Raw genomic sequence first — 18,636 nt, 5'->3', positions numbered from 1 at the left:
TGTTACAGCGCGCAGATGTCAGTCCGGCAGCGCCTTGTGCGCAGTCTCCCGGCTGGCCAGCATCGCCACCAGCGCCACCCCGGCCGCCGCCAGCAAGTACCAGGCCGGTGCCATCTTGTTGCCGGTCAGCTGAATCAGCCAGGTGGCAATGAACGGGGCAGTACCGCCGAACAAGGCATTGGCCAGGTTAAAACTGAAAGCAAAACCGCTGAACCGTACCCGGGTCGGGAAGATTTCGGCCAGGAAGCACGGCAAGGTACCGTCGTTCATTGCCAGGATGGCGCCAAAGGCAATCTGGATCATCAGAATTACTACCAGCGACGGGTTACCGAGCATGCCGAACAGCGGAAAGGTCAGCAGCAAAAACAGCACCGATGCGCTCACCAGCATGGTCTTGCGGCCAAAGCGGTCAGACAGCTTGCCCATCAAAAAAATCAGACCGATATAGGTCGCCAGTGACACAGTGGACGCGATAAATGAATCGCTCTCATCCATGCCCATTTCCGTCGACAAGTAGGTGGGCATGTAACTGAGCAACAGATAAAAGGCCACGGCATTGAGACAGGTCACGCCGATCCCGATCATCACTGCCCGGCGGTGCACCGTCAGCAATTCACGAATCGGTGCATGGGTCGCGCACTCCTTGGCCTCCAGGCGTTGTTCCATCTCCAGAAATTTGGGCGAATCCTGCAAGCTCATGCGGATATAGCGCCCCACCAGACCAAAGGGTGCCGCCAGTAAAAACGGCAGGCGCCAGCCCCATTCATGCAGGTTCTCGACGCTCATCAGGCTGTGCATGGCGGCAACGAACACTGCGCCAAACAGCAACCCGGCAGCCGTGCTCGCCGGTACGATGCTGGTATAAAACCCGCGCTTGCCGTCGGGGGCATATTCCGCCAGAAACGCCGAAGCCCCGGCATATTCACCGGAGGCCGAAAAACCCTGGACCAGACGAATCAACAGCAACAACGCCGGGGCCCACAGACCGATATGGTTGTAGCCCGGCAGCAGGCCGATGCAAAAGGTCGAGACGGTCATGATCAGGATCGACCACGACAAAGCGCTGCGACGCCCGTATTTGTCGCCGAAATGCCCCCAGACCAGGCCACCGACCGGCCGCACCAGAAACGACAGGGCGAACACCGCGAAAGTTGCCAGCAGGCCGGTTGCCGAATCGGTCTGGGGGAAGAACGTCAGCGCGATCACGGTCGCCAGATAGCCATAGGCGGCGTAGTCAAACCACTCCACAAAGTTGCCCATGAAGCTGGCTACGGCGGCGCGGCGCAGGGCCTTGCGCTCGCTCAGACGCTCAGTGTGTTGTGCTGCCGTCAGGGTAAGAGTTGCGCTCGGAGTACTCACAGGACACCTCCGAAGGCACAGGTGCAGGGATGAAAAACAGACAGCAAAGCCGGGACATGGGACATGACAAATACCCTCATTGTGTAGTTCTTGGCAGGGGTAATGGGTCAGAAAACGCTGCGTGTCTGGGTACGCATGCGTGGGTTCGTAGCAAAGGAGTCAGCGACTACACGTGGGGCAATCTGTAGTCGCTGGCGAAGGCTGCGAGCGGCTATTTCTTGATGATGTTGTGCTCCGGGCCATAGGGGAAACGGGTGATGTTTTCCCCGCCGTGTTCATTGACGATCAAGATATCGTGCTCACGATATCCACCCGCCCCCGGCCGGCCCTGGGGGATCATGATCATCGGTTCGATGGAAATCACCATGCCCGGTTCCAGCACGGTGTCGATGTCTTCACGCAACTCCAGCCCGGCTTCGCGGCCATAGTAGTGACTCAAGGTGCCAAATGAATGGCCATAACCAAAGGTCCGGTACTGCAGCAAGTCGTGCTCCAGGAAAATCTCGTTGAGTTGCAGGGCAATCTCGGAGCAGCGCATGCCCGGCTTGATCAGCTTTAACCCGGCCTCGTGCACCTTGACGTTGACCTCCCACAAGCGCAGGTGCTCGTCGGAGCAGTGATCCAGAAACAGCGTACGTTCAAGCGCCGTGTAATAACCGGCAATCATCGGGAAGCAATTGAGGCTCAGAATGTCGCCCTTGTTCACTTTGCGCGTGGTCACCGGGTTGTGTGCGCCGTCGGTATTGATCCCCGACTGGAACCAGGTCCAGGTGTCCATCAGCTCGGAGTCCGGGAAGGTGCGGGCAATTTCGCGCACCATCGCCCGGGTTGCATGCAGGGCCACTTCGTATTCCGGCACCTGGTCGCCCAAGGCTTCAATGACAGCAGCGCCGCCGATGTCTGCAATTCGCGCACCATGACGAATAATCGCGTGTTCCTCTGCTGACTTGATCATGCGCATACGCATGCACGGCGCGGCAATATCCACCAGTTCGGCCTGGGGGTAACGGCTGGCGAGCTTGTCGCGGTTGAGCAGGTTCAGATGGTCGAACTCGATGCCGATGCGCCCTGCTTTTGGTAGCGCCTGCTGGATCGCAACAAAGTAGTTATCGCGCTGCCAGTCGGTATACACAATATTGTCGGTACCCATGGTCCGGCGCCATGGCTGGCCACCGTCGATATTGGCACTGATGGTGACTGCACTGTCCTGGGTCACGACCAGCGCGTAATGCCTGCCGAACGAGCAGTACAAGAAATCACTGTAATAGTTGATGTTGTGATAAGAGGTAAACACCGCCGCATCAATATTGTTCTGTGCCATGTAGGCGCGCAGCCTGGACTGGCGATTGGCATATTCCCGGGCCGAGAAGGTTGGAGTGACTTTCTCACCGTTCTTGATCTCGATGGTTTTCGGCATTTGCATGTCAGTTACCCTGTTCTGTGATCGATCTTCGGAAGCCGCCGGCAGGCGGGTCGTTGAGGATCATTCGAACAGATAAAAAGCTGACTTTTTTGTGTGAATCCGACCTGTAGTTGGTCATACCCGCTGCCGGATCAGCGCTCCCTGCCTGTTGCCTATGGAAGGGATGTAGTCGCTGACCAGGGACGAGGCTGCGATGGGCTGCGCAGCAGGCTCTGATGGCTCTTATGGGTTAGCCCGGCAGTTGCCATTCGATGTTTTCCTGGTTGACGGTAATTCTGTCGGCAAGCAAAAAGCGCGGCTCGCGGTGCTGCACCTTCAGGGTGGGCATGCTCTGGCTCTGCTCGAAACGGTGGATCACGCCTTTGCTCAAACTCGTGCCAGCATGGCGACTCAGGCGGACAGCAGCAGGTAAGCCCCCTCCTGAAACAGCGGCATAAACCGCCTCTATGTGCTGCAAAATATTGCCAGCCCGCAACAAACTCCGGCATCCCTCCCAAGGATGATGTTAAAAAGCCAACCGGCGCAGCAGCCTCGCAAGGATTGCTGCAATAAGTGCGTGCAGCTCCCCTCACCCGTGGACCCCACAGTGTTTGAAATCACCAGCTATCTCGGGCTGTTTCTGGCCGCCTTCGGTGCCGCGTCATTGCTGCCGATGCAATCTGAAGCCGTACTGGTGGCCATGCTGCTTTCCGGAAAATACCTGGCAAGCACCCTGCTGCTCGTTGCTACTTTGGGCAATGTACTGGGCTCGGTCCTGAACTGGCTGCTGGGGCGTTCGGTCGAGCGCTTGCGGCATAAACCCTGGTTCCCGGTCAGTGAGCAAAAGCTCGACAAGGCCCGGCAGTTCTATCTGCGCTACGGCCGCTGGTCATTGCTGCTGAGCTGGGTGCCGATCATCGGCGATCCACTGACCATGATCGCCGGCGTGATGGGCGAACCACTGTGGCGCTTTGTGCTGATTGTCACATTGGCCAAAGGCGCACGTTATCTGGCACTGGCTGCGCTGACTCTGGGGTGGACCTAAACATCCCATAGGTAAAAATCCAATTGCCTACACAAGCTTCACGCAATTCCTAAAATCTCAGAGACACGCCCTACAGCCAACTTGAACACCGCCTTGCACACTTGCGTGACCAAAAATCCCTGACGTTCAATTGCGTCAGAACGACCGCAGCGCAAGGAAACGCGGATGTCACGTTCACTGCCCCGACATCGCTTCAACCTGTTATCCGCAGGCATCGGCGATGATCTTCAAGCCCCTCCTTTCAACAGTGCGCCCTGCGCGTTCGACCGGGAGCCGGCCGGTTGGCCCTCGGTATCGATGGCTACCGGCGAAGTCCTGCTGCGGCTCAGCGATGGTGTGCTCGACGGCCCGCTGGCCTTTGAGTGGACACGCCGGTATTGCAGTGGCGCCGTGGAAACCGCCAGTGAACTGGGATTTGGCTGGACCCACGCCCTGTGCCATCGCCTGCACTGCGACGGGCAAAGCCTGCTATGGACCGATCCTGAGAACCGTGAGACGCGTTTCCCCCGGCCTGTCGGGCAACGCCCGTACATCAACGCCTGCGCAACCGGCCCGGCCATTTACCGCGGCGACAGCGACGGCGAACTGATCCTCGCCCCGGCCGCCAGGCCCCGGCATTTCTATCACTTTCAAGACCTCGAACTGTCAGGCATCAGCGATGCCTACGGCAATCGTCTGAGCATTACCTGGCACACCGCAAACCTTCGGCGCATCGACAACGGCGCAGGACGCGCCTTGTTGCTGCGCCATGCACATGGCCGGCTCTGCGCGGTGGACTATCAGCAATATGATGACAGTGGTGAACCCGGCGACACCCTGACCGGACACAATGCCGGCTGCCGCCCCGAGCGCTGGAGCACCCTGTTCACCCTCGTGACTTATCAGTACAACGACAGCGGTCAACTGATCAGCGCCAGTAATGCCCTGCAAGAAACCGAGCACTATCGCTACGACGCCCGGCACGTGATCCAGGAGCGGCAACTGGCCGGCGGCGCAGCGTTGTTCTGGGAGTGGCAACACTGTGGCAAACACTCGCGCTGCATCCGCCACAGCACCAATTTCGGGCAGATGCAGATCCACTACGAACGGGATGGCCAGGGCGCTGTGACGGCCAAAAGCCAGGACGGCAGCCAACAAACCTGGGTGTACGACAACAACGGACGCCTCGTCAGTCAAACCGGCCCGGACGGTGCCCAACATCAGAAATCCTACGATGAGCAAGGCCGTTTGATTGCCGAAATTGACCCTCTGGGCGCCGTCATCCAATACCGTTACAACCCGGCCGGGCAGCTCTCGGCACTGATCCCGCCCCACGACGAACCTACGTTTTACAGTTACTGCAACGGCTACCTGCACTCAGTCCGGCAGGGACCGGCCAGCTGGAGATACGAGCGCAACGCCCAGGGTGATATCACCCGCCAAACCGACCCCGACGGCTGCGTCACCACCTGCAGCTACACCCCCAAGGGGCAAATCAGCAGCATTGTGCAAGCGGACGGCAGCGCTCACCGGCTCATCTGGAACGCCCTCGGCCAGTTGCTGGAGCACTCCCTGCCCGATGGCTCGCAACAGCGTTACAGCTATGATCTGCGGGGTCGAAAAACAGCCCGCCAGAATGCTCGCGGCGTCATCACCCGCTACCACTGGGACGCCGTGGGGCGCATGAGTCAGATCATCCAGCCCGACGGCAAAACCCGCGCCTGGAGCTATAACGCCTACGGCAAAGTGACCGCCGTGCGCGACGAGCGAGGGCACATTACCCGCTACGAATACCTCGACAACCTGCCCCTGCCCCGCCGCCGTATCAACCCCGACGCCAGCCAGGTCAATTACCGCTATGACAATGGCCGCCTGTTGCTCACCGGCATCGAAAACCAGCGCAACGAACACTACCAGCTCGACTATTACCCCAACGGCCTGCTCCGTCTGGAAATCGGCTTTGACGGCGGTACGACTGGCTATAAATACGATCTCAACGGCCAGTTGCTGGAAATAACCCAGTACCCGACACCCGATTACCCTGACCAGCCACGGCTGATCACTGCTTATCAGCGTGACAGCGCCGGGCGCCTGCTTCTGAAAACCCTGCCCGACGGCAGCCAGATCCGCTACAGCTACGACAGCCTGGGCCGCCTCACCCGGGTCCATGACGGCGACCGGCCCCTGATTTTCCAGTACGACCTGCAGGACCGCCTGATCACCGAACATCAGGGCCAGGTCACCCTGCGCTATCAATATGACGCTCAGGGCCGGCTCAGGGCCTGCCAGCTACCGGACGGCAACCGGCTGACCTACTACTATCGGCAAGGGGCCGGCCTGACAGCCATCGACCTCAACGGTGAATGCCTTACCAGCCACTGCTTCGACGACGGCCGCGAAACTGACCGTCAGCAGGGCGACTTGCTCAGCCACTACCAATACGACCGACAAGGACGAATGCAAGAGCATGTCGTCACCCCGATCAGCCACCACCATGGCTTCGCCGCCCAGGCGCTTTACCGGCGCACTTACCAGTACGACCCCGGCGGCATTCTGCGGCTGCTCAGCGACAGCCGCAAAGGCCAGCACAGTTTTGCCTACGACCCGCTGAACCGACTGATCGCAATACGGGGTCATGCTGAAGAGTATTTCGATCACGACCCGGCGGGTAACCTGCTACGCCAGAGCGCCAGTGGCAGAGGGCGCAGCAGCCTGGCCAACGTCAAGGCAAACCGCCTCCTGATACAGGGCGACTGCCATTTCGTGTACGACGCCTACGGCAACCTGATCCAGGAACGACGCGGCGCGGGCCAGCGCCTGGTGCGCCAATACCGCTACGACTGCCAGCACCGCCTGAGCGCCCTCACCCTGCCTGACGGCAATGAAATCAAATACCGTTATGATCCCTTCGGCCGCCGCATCGCCAAGCAGCTCAAGCACCAGAGCACAGAATTTATATGGCAAGGGCAGCGCCTGATCGCCGAATGCACCCGGGTCTCAGACACCGCAGAAAGCTCCCGCTACCGCAGCTACCTCTACGAGCCAGGCACCGGCAAACCGCTGGCCATGCTCCAGGGCAAAGGCCCCCGCGGCGAAATTTTTTACTACCAGCTCGACCCGCTGGGTATGCCCCTGGAGCTCACCGGCCGCAAGGCTGATATCGTCTGGTCGGCGCACTACCGTGCCTACGGCAAGGTGCAGCAACTCGACATCGCCGACATCAGCAATCCCCTGCGTGTTCAGGGCCAGTATCACGACGAGGAAAGCGGCCTGCATTACCACCGCCATCGCTACTACAACCCCCATACGGGGCGCTACCTGACCCCCGACCCGGACAAACTGGCCGGGGGGCTCAACAGTTACCGCTATAAGCCCGACCCGAGACAAGACTGCAGCAGGGCAGATTCCCCGTGGGAACCGGGCCGCGCCAAGGCATCAACCGCGAGCATCAGCGACCCTGCGCTGCCTGTGGCGGGCACCGGGCCCGGGCAAAACCCCTAGCCGATGCCATCAAGGCCGCTGCGCCCCCGCCACCGCGACATGAATCATGTACAGCGAGGTATTGGCGGTGATGAACAACTGGTTACGCCGTGGCCCGCCGAAGGTCAGGTTGGCCACGGTTTCCGGCAGCAGGATTTTGCCCAGCATCACCCCGTTGGCATCAAAGCATTGCACGCCATCCCCGGCGCTGGTCCAGATGTTGCCCTGCACATCAACCCGCAAGCCGTCCGGGATGCCCGGTTCAATATGGGTCAGCACCCTTGATTCACCCAGGCGGCAGTTGTCGATAACGGTCATGGCGCGGATGTGGTGGGCCGCATCCGGGTCGTGGGAGCGGGCGGAGTCGGCGATGTAAAGGGTCTTGCCGTCCGGGGCAAAGGCCAGGCCGTTGGGTTGTTCAAAATCATCGGCAACACAGGTGATATGCAGCGTATCGGGGTCGATGCGAAACACGTTGCGCCCGCTCTGCTCGGGCTCGGCCTGGTAGCCCTCATAATCGCTGAGGATGCCGTAGGTGGGATCGGTGAACCAGATACTGCCATCGCGGTGCACCACTACGTCGTTAGGGGAGTTCAGGCGTTTGCCTTCAAACTGATCGGCCAGGGTGGTGATGCTGCCATCTGCTTCGGTGCGGGTGACGCTGCGCGTGCCGTGTTGGCAAGTGACAAGTCGCCCCTGCAGGTCGCGGGTGTTGCCATTGGCGAAATTGGACGCCGGACGAAATACCGAAACCCCCTGCTCCGGAGTCCAGCGCAGGATGCGCTGGTTGGGAATATCACTCCACAACAGGTAGCCGCCGTCGTTGAACCACACCGGGCCTTCTGCCCAGCGGCACTTGTCGTACAGACGCTCCAGCTGGGTATTGGGCAGGGTCAGGCGACGAAAACGCTGGTCGTGAAACTGGTAAATATCATCGTTCATGGTTCTGTCCTTTAAAGGCTGCGCAGCGTCTTGCGCCCGCTGACGGCGGCAATCACCGCGATTATGATGACGCCGGTGAGAATCAGCCGCACACCGGCGCTGGCGCCAAAGGTGTTGAGCATGCTCACCAGCAAGTAAAGAAACAGTGCCGCCCCCCACAGCCCCGGCACATTGGAAAACCCGCCCGCCACCGAAGTGCCGCCAATCACCACCACCGCAATCGAAGCCAGCAGGTATTCCTCGCCCATGCTCAGGGACGCGCCGCCGGAAAACCCGGCCAGCAGTACCCCGCAGACACTGGCAAACACCGCACTCAACACATAGGTGGCCCAGCGCACCCGCTCCACCCGCACTCCGGCAAGCTCGGCAGCACGCATATTCTGGCCGATGGCCAGGGTCCAGCGCCCATAGCGGGTGCGCGTCAACAGGTAGCCGGCCAGAACCGTAAACAAGGCAACCGCCAGCGCCAGGTAAGGAATGCCCAGCCACCTGCCGGTAGAGAACTGATAGAACAGCTCCGGCGGCGCGATTCGCACGCTGCGGCCGTAGGCAATGGCCATGGACTGCAACAGAAAGCTCGCCGACAAGGTGGCGATAATCGGCGGGATGCGCAGCAGACGGATCAGCCCATAGTTGGCACACCCCACCAGCACGCCAATCCCCAGCACCCCGGCCAGCCCCAAAGCGATCAGGCTGTTCTGGCTGTCCATCAACTTCATGCCGACCGCTGCGCTGAGGGCGATATTGGCCGGAATCGACAGATCGATATTGCCGGGGCCGGTGGTGATGACGAACATCTGCCCCACGCCGACGATGACAAAAAATGCCGAGAACGACAGCGCACTGGACGTCAGCGCAGCGGCACCCTCACCGCCGGTAAACCCCAGGGTCGCCAGCCACACCAGCAACGCCGCCAGAAACGACCACAACCAGGGTTTGCTGCGAATACGGTTCAGAGCAATGGGCAGATTCATACCGGACGTACCTCCAGACGATTGACGGCAGTGCGCAGGGCCAGCACCAGGATCAAGATCGCGCCCTGGGCACCGATCTGCCAGTCGGGGGAAATGCGGATAAACGACAGTAGCGAGCCGGCCAGCACCAGGGTCAAAGCCCCCAGCACCGCACCGATGGGGGACACCCGGCCGCCGGTAAACTCACCACCGCCCAGAATCACCCCAGCGATCGACAGCAAGGTGTAACGCAGCGCCATATTGGCGTCGGCCGAGGTGGTCAGGCCCACCAGAAACAATCCGGACAGCACTCCGAAGCCACCCGCCAGGGCATACAGCGTGACCTTGATCCGCAACAGCGACCAGCCGGCCTTGGCCATCGCCAGCGGGTTCCCGCCAGCGCCACGCAAGACCACACCAAACCTGGAGCGCATCAAAAACAGATGCACCGCCACGGCCAGTACCACGCACACCACAATGGCAAACGGCAGCACCGGGGTCTTGATTTTGACCAGCGCCTGCAACCATTGCGGCGCACTGCCACCGGGTGCGGGCAGCAACAGCACAGCGCCGCCGACCCAGATGAACGACATGCCCAGGGTCACCACAATCGCCGGTAACCGGCGACTGTGAATCAGCGCCCCGAGCAACGCGTAAACACCGATGCAGCCCAACAGCACCAGGCATCCCAGCAGCGGATGATCGTTGAGCAAGGTAGCTGCCACACAGGCCACAAAGCTGATAAAGCTGCCCAGCGATAGATCAAGGTCGTTGACCGTGATGATCAGCATCTGCGCAATGGTGGCCAGGGCGATGGGCACCGCCAGGTTGAGCATCAGATTCATGCCCATGTAGCTCATGGCCCGCGGCTGCATGATAAAAATCGTCGCCAGCAGCACCACCAGGGAAATCCCAGGCAAGGCGTTACGCAACCAGCGGGCGCGGTTCACCCCCCCGGCTGCGCGGTCCACGGTGTTGGCCGCGGGCGGTTTTTTTAATGTCATGGGTTGAGGCGCGTTCATGCCACCTCCTCCTGAAAGGAACTGCGCAGGATTTGCGCTTCACTCAGTTCATTGCGCGGCAGATCCGCCACCGCCTGGCCGTTGCGGAACACGTAGATGTGATCGCAGTGATTGAGCTCTTCAAGCTCGGTGGAGTACCAGATAAAAGTCCGGCCGCGGGCCGCCTCTTCCTTGATGATGGCGTAGACCTCGCGCTTGGTGCCGACATCGACCCCGCGCATGGGGTCATCCATCAGAATCAGCTCGCTGTCACTGGCCAGGGCCCGGGCAAACAGGGCCTTTTGCTGGTTACCGCCGGAGAGCGACAGAATCGGATTATTCATGTCCGGGGTGCGGATGTTCATCCGCTGCTGCCACTTGGCCGCCATGGCCTGCTCTGCCTGCGGATCAATCAACAGGCCGTGCCTGAGTGCCGCCAGGGAGCTGATGCTGATGTTCTCGGCAATCGACCACAGGCTGAACACCCCGTCGGTCTGCCGGTCGCCGGCGACCATGGCCACTCGCTTCCCGCTGGCAATCCGTTCGCGCAGCAACTGCACCAGCAACTGGCTCTGGCCCTGCCCGGCCAGCCCGGCCAGACCGACGATTTCACCCGGCCAGGCGGCCACTGCCTGCCCGTTCTGCTGGCGTGCCGGCAACTGTTCGACCACCGGTGGCTGCCCGTCGCGTCTGGACACAAACACCCGGTCCTGATCCTGGGGCTTGCTCACCGTGCCCATGCACTCCACCAGCGAAGCATGGGTAAAAGCACTGGCACCCCGTACCTCCACCACACAGCCATCGCTCATCACCGCAATCCGGTCACAGGTGGCGAGCATCTCCCCCAGAATGTGGCTGATCAGCACCACGCAGCCGCCGCTTTCGACATAGCGCCGCACATGGTGCAGCAATTGCCCGGCGACCCGGGCGTCCAGCGACGAGGTGGGTTCATCGAGAATCACCAGCGCCAGATGCTCATCCACACAGGTAAAAGCACGGGCGATTTCCACCATCTGCCGCTGGGCGATCGGCAAGTCCGCCACCACCTCCCCGGGGCTGATCCTGTGGTCCGGGAAGATGCTGTCCAGGGTTGCCACAATCAATGCGCCGGCCTTGCGCCGCCAGCCAAAATCGCGCAGGCCGGGGCATGTCAGCCGGGTATTCTCGGCAACGGTCAGGTTGGGGCACAGCGACAGTTCCTGAAACACGCAGCGAATCCCGTGTTGCCGGGCCACCTGTACCGAGTAGCCGTTGCGCACATCGGCACCGCCCATCAGCACCGTGCCGCTGTCGGCACTCAGGGTCCCCGCCAGAATATGCATCAGGGTCGACTTGCCCGCGCCGTTGTGACCGATCAGCCCCAGACACTCACCGGGACGAAACGTCAGATCTACGTCATTAAGTGCGCGCACGGCGCCAAAACGCTTGCCGACCCCCTTGAGGTCAACCAGCGCTGCTTGAGTAACTGTCATTGCGCTCTCCTTCCCCGGCCAGGCTTATTGAGGTGCAGGGCTCTTCAGTTGGGCAACGTCGTCGACGCTGTACACCTGACTCACGATCCCGCCCTTCTCCAGGCCTTTGAGCGAGCTTTCGAGAGTGTCCTGGGTGACGCTGATCGCGGGCGACAGCAGGTCATGGGGCAACTGTTTGCCATCGAGCAACTGCTGGGCAACCCAGAACGACAGGCTGGAGATGCTCGGCGCGCTGGAGATCGAGAACGACTGGTAGCCGTTGGCGTCTTTCTGTTTTTTCCACCACGCCAGTTCTTCTTCGCGGTTACCGAAAATGATCACCGGCAATGGCCGGCCCGCTGCGGTAAAGGCCTGGGCCACCCCGAAGCCGTCATCGCCCTGGGTCACCACCGCATCGATTTTCGGCAAGCTGGGCAAGATCCCCGCCACGGCTTTTTGCGCCGCGGTCTGCGACCAGTTGCCGTTGACCGAGCCTACGACCTTTAACTGCGGATGCTTGCTCGCGCCGGCGACGACCCCGGAGTGGATCATCCCGTCCACCGAGACCCCGGCCAGGCCGCGCACTTCCAGCACATTAGCCCCGTCCGGGAAGCGCTTGGCCAGATAGTCCATGCCATCCAGACCGCTTTGCTTGAAGTCCATGGAAATTCTGTAGGCACAGGGTTCAGTGACGATGCCGTCGAAAGACACCACGACAATTCCCGCATCGCAGGCCTGCTTGACTGCGCCGTTCAGTGCGGTGGGCGAAGCCGCATTGATCACGATGGCGTTGTAGCCCTGCAGGATCAGGTTCTGGATCTGCGCCGCCTGTTCAGTGGCCTGGTTCTCCGCTGTGGTGAACGAGTCCGCCCCGGCAATGACCCCGTCCTTGACCGCCTGCTCAGTGGTTTGTTGCCAACTGTTGAGCATGCTCTGGCGCCAGGAGTTGCCGGCATAGTTATTGGACAGCGCGATGGTTTTGTCGGCCGTGTCGGCCTGGGCGTGCATGAAGGGGGTAATCAGCAATGCAGTGGACAGCAAGGCGCAACGCAGCGTGTGACGTTCCATGACATGACCCTTATTATTTTTGTGGGCTAATTGACACCCTCAGTCTGATCGGGCCACGGGGCTCTGTCTGGGGCGTTGATGCACACTTGATACCCTTTGCGCGCAAATAACCTGCGGGATCCCGCAAAAGAAACGCGCAAATATGCAGGGTTTTTGCCCCAGGCCGCTGAGCGCTTTGGGTCATACTCGGATATCGGGCCGCCAGCGGGTGCGCCTCTGACGGATTGCAGGCCATGACCCAAAGAGTCCCCATCGCGGCAGAAAACGTGTTGCATCATTTTCTCGGGATTTCCCGCGCACTGGCCGGGCGCCTGGACTTTCAGTCGATGATCGAGGCGGTATCCGAAGAGATCCGTTTTATCCTGCCCCACGATCATCTTGACGTCAGCCTGCTGCTGGATGACGACAGTCACCTGTCGGCCTATGAAACGGGTCTGCACACTTCCTGGAGCGATTTTGCCTTTCATCCGCTGGCCATTACCCGAAGTCCGATTCGCGCGCTGTTGCTGGGGATGGAGCCCTATATCCTCAGCGACGATGCGATGAACGACCAGCGCTTCCAGTTCCCCGGCGCCCTCAACCACCCGATTTTCGATGCCAATTTACGCAGCCGCCTGCACGTCCCGCTGCGCGCCCGGGGTGAAGTGATCGGCGCCCTGAGTTGCTCCACCCACGCCGCCAACTTCTATACCCTGGATGATGTACGCCACACCCAGCATGTGGCTGATCTGCTGGCGTCCTATCTGTATGCCCTGCGCCAGACCGAACAGGCCAAACATATGGCAATCGCCGAGGCGCAGATCCGTGCCCGCGAAGAAGGCCTGCGCCTGGGGGCACTGCGCCTGACCGAAGAGCTGGAAAACGAGCGCCAGCGCATCGGCATGGACCTGCACGACCAGACCCTGGCCGATATGACCCGTCTGCACCGGCGTATCGCCCGCCTGCAACTGCTGGACCAGATCCCGGCAGCAGAACTGGCCCCGGTCGGCCAGGCCCTGCAAGAAAGCATGCAGGAATTGAGACTGATCATTGATGCGGTCAAACCCACAGTGTTGCAGCTGTTCGGGTTTGTCGAGGGGCTGGAGGACCTGCTGCTGCGCAGCGTGCGCAACAGTGGCCTGGAGATTGTCACCCGCCTGCGGGACAACACCGGCGGGCGGGCCAACGACCTGGCCGAACCCCAGCAGATCGCGCTGTTCCGCATCATTCAGGAAGCGGTCAATAATGCGATAAAGCACGCGGCACCCAATGTGATAATTGTCGAGATCACCGTCTCTGGCAGCCACTTGCAACTGACCATTGTCGACGACGGCCCCGGGCTGGACAGCCTCAATCGACTGGAAACCGGCGGTATCAAAAACATGCGCATACGCGCACAGCTGCTTGGCGCGCAGGTGCAGATCGAGAAAGGTCCCGACAACAAAGGCACCTGCGTCCAGGTCAGCCTGCCATTGTCGGACCGGGCCCAATAGGTAGAGAGAACACCATGCAAATCCTGTTGATCGAAGACGACCCGGTGCACCGTGCCTTTTTCAGGGAGGTGATCGAGGGGGCGCTGCCAGAATGCGAGCGCCTGCATGAAGCCGAGGATGGCCTGGTGGGCGAGCGGCTGGCCCATGAATTTGCCATTACCTCGGTGGTCATGGATCTGCAGATGCCAAAACGCACCGGGGTCGAAGCTGCACGGGCGATCTGGCGCGAGCGTCCCCACACCTCAATCATGTTCTGGTCCAACTACGCCGACGAAGCCTATGTGCGGGGTATCTCACGCATCGTTCCCGAGGGTGCGGCGTATGGTTATATCCTCAAGACAGCCTCCGAGGATCGCCTGCGGCTGGCACTGCGCAGCCTGTTTATCGAGCAGCAGTGCGTGATCGATCGTGAAGTGCGCGGAGTGCAGCAAAAGAGCCAGAATCACCTGCTTGGTCTGACCGATACCGAATACGAAGTATTGCAGGATATCGCCCTGGGCCTGACAGACCGGATCATCGCCCAACGTCGCAACCTGTCGTTGCGCAGCGTGCAAAACCGCCTGCAACAACTGTATGAAAAGCTCGGCGTGCGCCAGCCCGGCACCGACAGTGACAGCAGCCCGGCCTTTAACCTGCGTTCGAGGGCGGTCAACGTGGCACTGTTGCGCAAACTGCTCAACCGCACAGCCCTGGAACAGGCCGAACTTGAATTGCAGGAATGGCTCAAAGACCCGCGCTTCAACCCCCTGCGGCATTGAAACAGGCCTGGATCAAGCCACAGAAATGCCTCCAGCGAACCGCAACCTGTAGGGGCGAGCTTTTGATCTTGAAAAGCTCGCGAGACAAGCTCGCTCCTACAGAGGTAATCAGCTTGGCGCGGCCACACAAATCCTGCACCGCACGGCCCTGAAACAGGTCTGCATCAAATTACAGAAATTCCTCCTGCGACCCCCAACCTGTAGGAGCGAGCTTGTCTCGCGAGCTTTTGATCTTGAAAAAGCTCGCGAGCAAGCTCGCTCCTACAGAGGGAGGTGCTCAGCCTTACGCGACCACACAAAATCCTGCACCGCACGGTCCTGAAACAGGTCTGCATCAAATTACAGAAATGCCTCCTGCGAACCCCAACCTGTAGGAGCGAGCTTGTCTCGCGAGCTTTTGATCTTGAAAAAGCTCGCGAGGCAAGCTCGCTCCTACAGAGGGAGGTTCTCAGCCTGGCGAGGCCGCGCAAAATCCTGCACCGCACGGCCCTGAAACAGGTCTGCATCAAATTACAGAAATGCCTCCTGCGAACCGCAACCTGTAGGAGCGAGCTTGTCTCGCGAGCTTTTGATCTTGAAAAAGCTCGCGAGGCAAGCTCGCTCCTACAGAGGTAATCAGCCTGGCGAGGCCGCGCAAAATCCTGCACCGCACGGCCCTGAAACAGGTCTGCATCAAATTACAGAAATGCCTCCTGCGAACCGCAACCTGTAGGAGCGAGCTTTTGATCTTGAAAAAGCTCGCGAGGCAAGCTCGCTCCTACAGAGGTAATCAGCCTGGCGCGGCCACACAAAATCCTGCACCGCACGGCATTGAAACAGGTCGGGATCAAATTACAGAAATGCCTCCTGCGACCCCCAACCTCGCTCCTGCAGAAGGCAAGGGCAATCAAGGATTTCACCTTTTTTTCACATGCAGCTGCTATCCTACGCGCCTCTTTGGGGAGTAGCTGGCCGTCACGCTTGTGGCGGCGCTCTGGTCAACATTCTCGGCAACCTGCCGTGGCCATGGCATCCGTCTGGATTTGCGAGACCAACGACATACCTGTGCTGAAGTCGGGCGCACAGTGTTATGCCGTTGTCTTGAGCCCGACTGGATAATAAACATGAACCCGATTGCCCTGATTCTCCTCGCTTTCGCCATGTCGACAGATGCCTTCGCGGCAGCCATCGGCAAAGGCTCCAGTCTGCACAAACCGCGTTTCACAGAAGCCCTGCGCACCGGCCTTATCTTCGGCGTGATTGAAGCCATCACCCCCGTAATCGGCTGGGCCATCGGCAACGCCGCCAGCAGCTATGTCACCCAATGGGATCACTGGATCGCCTTCACCCTGTTGCTGGGTCTGGGTCTGTACATGATCTACAACGGGGTCAAGCCCGATGAGGAAGAAGCCGAAGAGAAACCGTCGCAGCACTCATTCTGGATTCTGGTGATCACCGCCATCGCCACCAGCATTGACGCGCTGGCGGTCGGGGTTGGCCTGGCATTTGTCGACGTGAATATCTGGATGGCCGCCGCGGCCATTGGTCTGGCCACCATGACCATGGTGATCATCGGCACCATGTTGGGGCGAGCACTCGGCAGTCTGGTGGGCAAGCGTGCGGAAATCGTCGGCGGCGTGGTGCTGATTATCGTGGGTGCAACGATCCTCTATGAACACCTGAGCGCCGTTTAAATCCTCACCGGTATCTGACGCAGGGGCTGCGTCAGATACCGGCATTGCTCAGCCCGGCGTGACCGAGCGGCTGATCCGATACAGTGACCAGCTGTACAACGCCAGCGCCAGGCCTGCCAGCGCACCGCCCACCAGGCCGATCCAGGCAAAGCCCAGATGGCCACCGACATAACTACCCAGCAGCGCACCGCCACCGATACCGATGTTGTAAATTCCCGAAAACATCGCCATCGCCACGTCTGTCGCATCTGGCGCCAGGGTCAGCACCTTGGACTGCAACGCCAGGCCGAAGCCCATGATCGCCATGCCCCAGAAAATGCTCAGCACTCCCAGGGACTCAATCCAGCCGCTGGCAGGCAGCAGCAGCAACAGGCAAAGCGTCAGTAAAGCCACAGCACCGAGCAAGAATCGCTGCGGGTTGTGCTTGTGGAACCAGCTGAAACACAGGGAGCCAATGATCCCTGCGCCACCGAACAGCAACAGGACCAACGTCACCATGCTGCCACTCATGCCCGCTACGCCCTGAACAAAGGGTTCGATGTAGCTATAGGCCGTGAACTGCGCAGTCACCACCACTGCCGTCAGCACATAGATCGCCACCAGCGCCGGACGCTTGAACAGAATCGGCAGGCTTCTGAGCGAGCCCGAGTTCTGGCTTGGCAGCAGGGGCAATGTGCGGGTCAACCAGAACACCAGCAACCCGGCCAGCCCGGCAATCACGATAAACGTGGTGCGCCAGCCCATGGCCTCACCCAGCAAACGACCGAGGGGCACACCCAGCACCATTGCCAGCGAGGTACCGGTGGCCAGCAAACCCAGGGCCTGAACCTGCTTGCCCTCGGGTGCCAGACGCACGGCCAGGGAGGCGGTAATTGACCAGAACAGGGCGTGAGACAACGCTACCCCTATTCGGCTGAGTAATAAAATGCCGAAGTTGGTGGCCAGGCTCGACAGCACATGACTGAGGATAAACAGCCCGAACAGCACCAGCAGCAACTTGCGGCGTTCCACGTTGCGGGTCAGCAGCATGATCGGCAGTGAAGCCAGGGACACCACCCAGGCATAAATGGTGAGCATCAGCCCGACGCTGGCGGTGGTCATGTCGAAGCTGGCGCCAATTGCGCTCAGCAGCCCGACCGGGACAAATTCGGTGGTATTGAACACGAACGCGGCCAGAGCCAGTGCGATGACCGGTTGCCAGTTTGCGCGGGATGCAGAAGTGGGGTTGCTCATTTAAGGGGTGAACTACTCGCTAGCGATGGTATGACAGGTTCAGGATCCGGTCTTGCTGATGCTCCATGTTGTATGCACAACAGGTGCCATCTGAAAGCGTCGGGGCTGAACCAACGGGGCGGCATTCTATAGACTTCTGTGATGCCGGTTGGAGCACATTGAAATACCCCCCCGGGACATTTGGCCGCACCCCTAGGGGTGCGGCCACGTTCAAGATCAAGGTTAGGTGCTGGGGCCAGTTTTTGCTTTTTGCTTTTTGCTTTTAAAGCAGATGCCTCTGCCGCCACTCGATAGTCGGTGCAACGCAGACGCCCATCACAGGAGGCCGAACGCAGGTGCTGTTGTGGGGTGGCGAGGCAGGACGCCGAGCCAGCCGTGCCGGGCCATGGATGGCCCGTCACGGCGTGCCCCCACAACAGCGCCGGAGTGAGGGCACCGGGCGAGCCTGGGCGAGCTCGGCCGTATGGTAGGGCGCAGACCTTTTGGGTACTTTTGGGATGGTCCGACACTCGGCGTTTGCCAAAAGTGCCTCGCCGTAAGGGCGAAACCCGTAAAAAGCCGTGATACATAGAACGGATATGTACGCTCAGTTTTAACTGCGGTACCGCGTACATATCCGTTACAGACGTTTAACTGAAATATCGGTTTCGCTCTTACAGCGAGTCCCTTTTGTCAAACAGCCACAAAAGGAACCAAAAAGGCCTTGCCCCAGCGTACGGCCTTCGCTGCGCTCAGGTTCCCTCGCTCCGGTCCCGCTCCGTGGCCACGCCGTGACGGGCCATCCATGGCCCAACACGGCTCTCCCGGCATCCATGCCGGG

At 60.3% G+C, this 18,636-nt stretch carries 14 protein-coding genes and 1 riboswitch; of the genes, 5 read left to right on the top strand and 9 right to left on the bottom strand.

All coding sequences use genetic code 11. The annotated features are described in order from the left end of the window. Positions 1 to 18: 18 nt before the first annotated feature. The 3 genes from JQ845_RS20965 to JQ845_RS23150 form a co-directional block, all read right to left on the bottom strand. Positions 19 to 1,359 carry an MFS transporter gene (locus JQ845_RS20965; RefSeq protein WP_203009412.1) on the bottom strand — a complete coding sequence of 447 codons (1,341 nt, stop codon included), beginning with the start codon at positions 1,357 to 1,359 and terminating at the stop codon, positions 19 to 21. 211 nt (positions 1,360 to 1,570) lie between these two features. Then, positions 1,571 to 2,782, bottom strand: coding sequence for a M24 family metallopeptidase (locus JQ845_RS20960; protein ID WP_010657253.1), 1,212 nt, complete (start codon positions 2,780 to 2,782; stop codon positions 1,571 to 1,573). Positions 2,783 to 3,011: 229 nt separating this feature from the next. Further along, positions 3,012 to 3,140, bottom strand: coding sequence for a hypothetical protein (locus JQ845_RS23150; RefSeq protein WP_257721188.1), 129 nt, complete (start codon positions 3,138 to 3,140; stop codon positions 3,012 to 3,014). A 228-nt stretch (positions 3,141 to 3,368) separates the two neighbouring features. Between JQ845_RS23150 and JQ845_RS20955 the strand changes: the two genes are divergently transcribed. Together JQ845_RS20955 and JQ845_RS20950 are read left to right on the top strand one after the other, a co-directional pair. Continuing rightward, positions 3,369 to 3,806: a YqaA family protein gene (locus JQ845_RS20955; RefSeq protein WP_010657252.1), complete on the top strand. Its 438-nt coding sequence runs from the start codon at positions 3,369 to 3,371 to the stop codon at positions 3,804 to 3,806. Positions 3,807 to 3,971: 165 nt separating this feature from the next. After that, a complete protein-coding gene (locus tag JQ845_RS20950; protein WP_203009411.1) occupies positions 3,972 to 7,286 on the top strand; it encodes an RHS repeat-associated core domain-containing protein in 3,315 nt (1,104 codons plus the stop codon). 9 nt (positions 7,287 to 7,295) lie between these two features. On the opposite strand, the gene JQ845_RS20945 is transcribed toward JQ845_RS20950, so the two are convergent. Genes JQ845_RS20945 through JQ845_RS20925 form a run of 5 tightly spaced genes read right to left on the bottom strand, consistent with a single transcriptional unit; the run spans position 7,296 to position 12,680 of the window. Then, a complete protein-coding gene (locus JQ845_RS20945) occupies positions 7,296 to 8,207 on the bottom strand; it encodes an SMP-30/gluconolactonase/LRE family protein (protein ID WP_003444819.1) in 912 nt (303 codons plus the stop codon). Between the two features lie 11 nt (positions 8,208 to 8,218). After that, positions 8,219 to 9,181, bottom strand: coding sequence for an ABC transporter permease (locus JQ845_RS20940; RefSeq protein ID WP_003444822.1), 963 nt, complete (start codon positions 9,179 to 9,181; stop codon positions 8,219 to 8,221). Further along, entirely contained in the window at positions 9,178 to 10,182 is a 1,005-nt protein-coding gene (locus JQ845_RS20935; protein ID WP_003444823.1) for an ABC transporter permease, read from the bottom strand. The genes JQ845_RS20940 and JQ845_RS20935 overlap by 4 nt, the downstream gene beginning before the upstream one ends. Continuing rightward, a complete protein-coding gene (locus tag JQ845_RS20930) occupies positions 10,179 to 11,633 on the bottom strand; it encodes a sugar ABC transporter ATP-binding protein (RefSeq protein ID WP_203009410.1) in 1,455 nt (484 codons plus the stop codon). Before JQ845_RS20930 ends, JQ845_RS20935 begins: the two co-directional genes overlap by 4 nt. A 24-nt stretch (positions 11,634 to 11,657) precedes the next feature. Further along, positions 11,658 to 12,680, bottom strand: a complete 1,023-nt coding sequence (locus JQ845_RS20925) for an ABC transporter substrate-binding protein (protein WP_160627362.1) — start codon at positions 12,678 to 12,680, stop codon at positions 11,658 to 11,660. 233 nt (positions 12,681 to 12,913) lie between these two features. Here JQ845_RS20925 and JQ845_RS20920 point away from each other — a divergent pair, with 233 nt between their 5' ends. From JQ845_RS20920 to mntP, 3 genes are all read left to right on the top strand, one after another. Further along, positions 12,914 to 14,152, top strand: coding sequence for a GAF domain-containing sensor histidine kinase (locus JQ845_RS20920; RefSeq protein ID WP_203009409.1), 1,239 nt, complete (start codon positions 12,914 to 12,916; stop codon positions 14,150 to 14,152). Between the two features lie 14 nt (positions 14,153 to 14,166). Then, positions 14,167 to 14,910: a response regulator transcription factor gene (locus JQ845_RS20915; protein ID WP_003444841.1), complete on the top strand. Its 744-nt coding sequence runs from the start codon at positions 14,167 to 14,169 to the stop codon at positions 14,908 to 14,910. 926 nt (positions 14,911 to 15,836) lie between these two features. Further along, positions 15,837 to 16,006, top strand: a riboswitch (yybP-ykoY riboswitch). Positions 16,007 to 16,013: 7 nt separating this feature from the next. Further along, complete coding sequence (gene mntP, locus JQ845_RS20910) at positions 16,014 to 16,583, top strand: manganese efflux pump MntP (protein ID WP_003444846.1); 570 nt, start codon at positions 16,014 to 16,016, stop codon at positions 16,581 to 16,583. 48 nt (positions 16,584 to 16,631) lie between these two features. On the opposite strand, the gene JQ845_RS20905 is transcribed toward mntP, so the two are convergent. Further along, complete coding sequence (locus JQ845_RS20905) at positions 16,632 to 17,816, bottom strand: sugar transporter (RefSeq protein ID WP_010657245.1); 1,185 nt, start codon at positions 17,814 to 17,816, stop codon at positions 16,632 to 16,634. Positions 17,817 to 18,636 lie beyond the last annotated feature (820 nt).

This window comes from Pseudomonas paraversuta (assembly GCF_904063065.1).
Classification (GTDB): Bacteria; Pseudomonadota; Gammaproteobacteria; order Pseudomonadales; family Pseudomonadaceae; genus Aquipseudomonas; species Aquipseudomonas paraversuta.
This window is presented reverse-complemented; position numbering and strand designations above follow the sequence as displayed.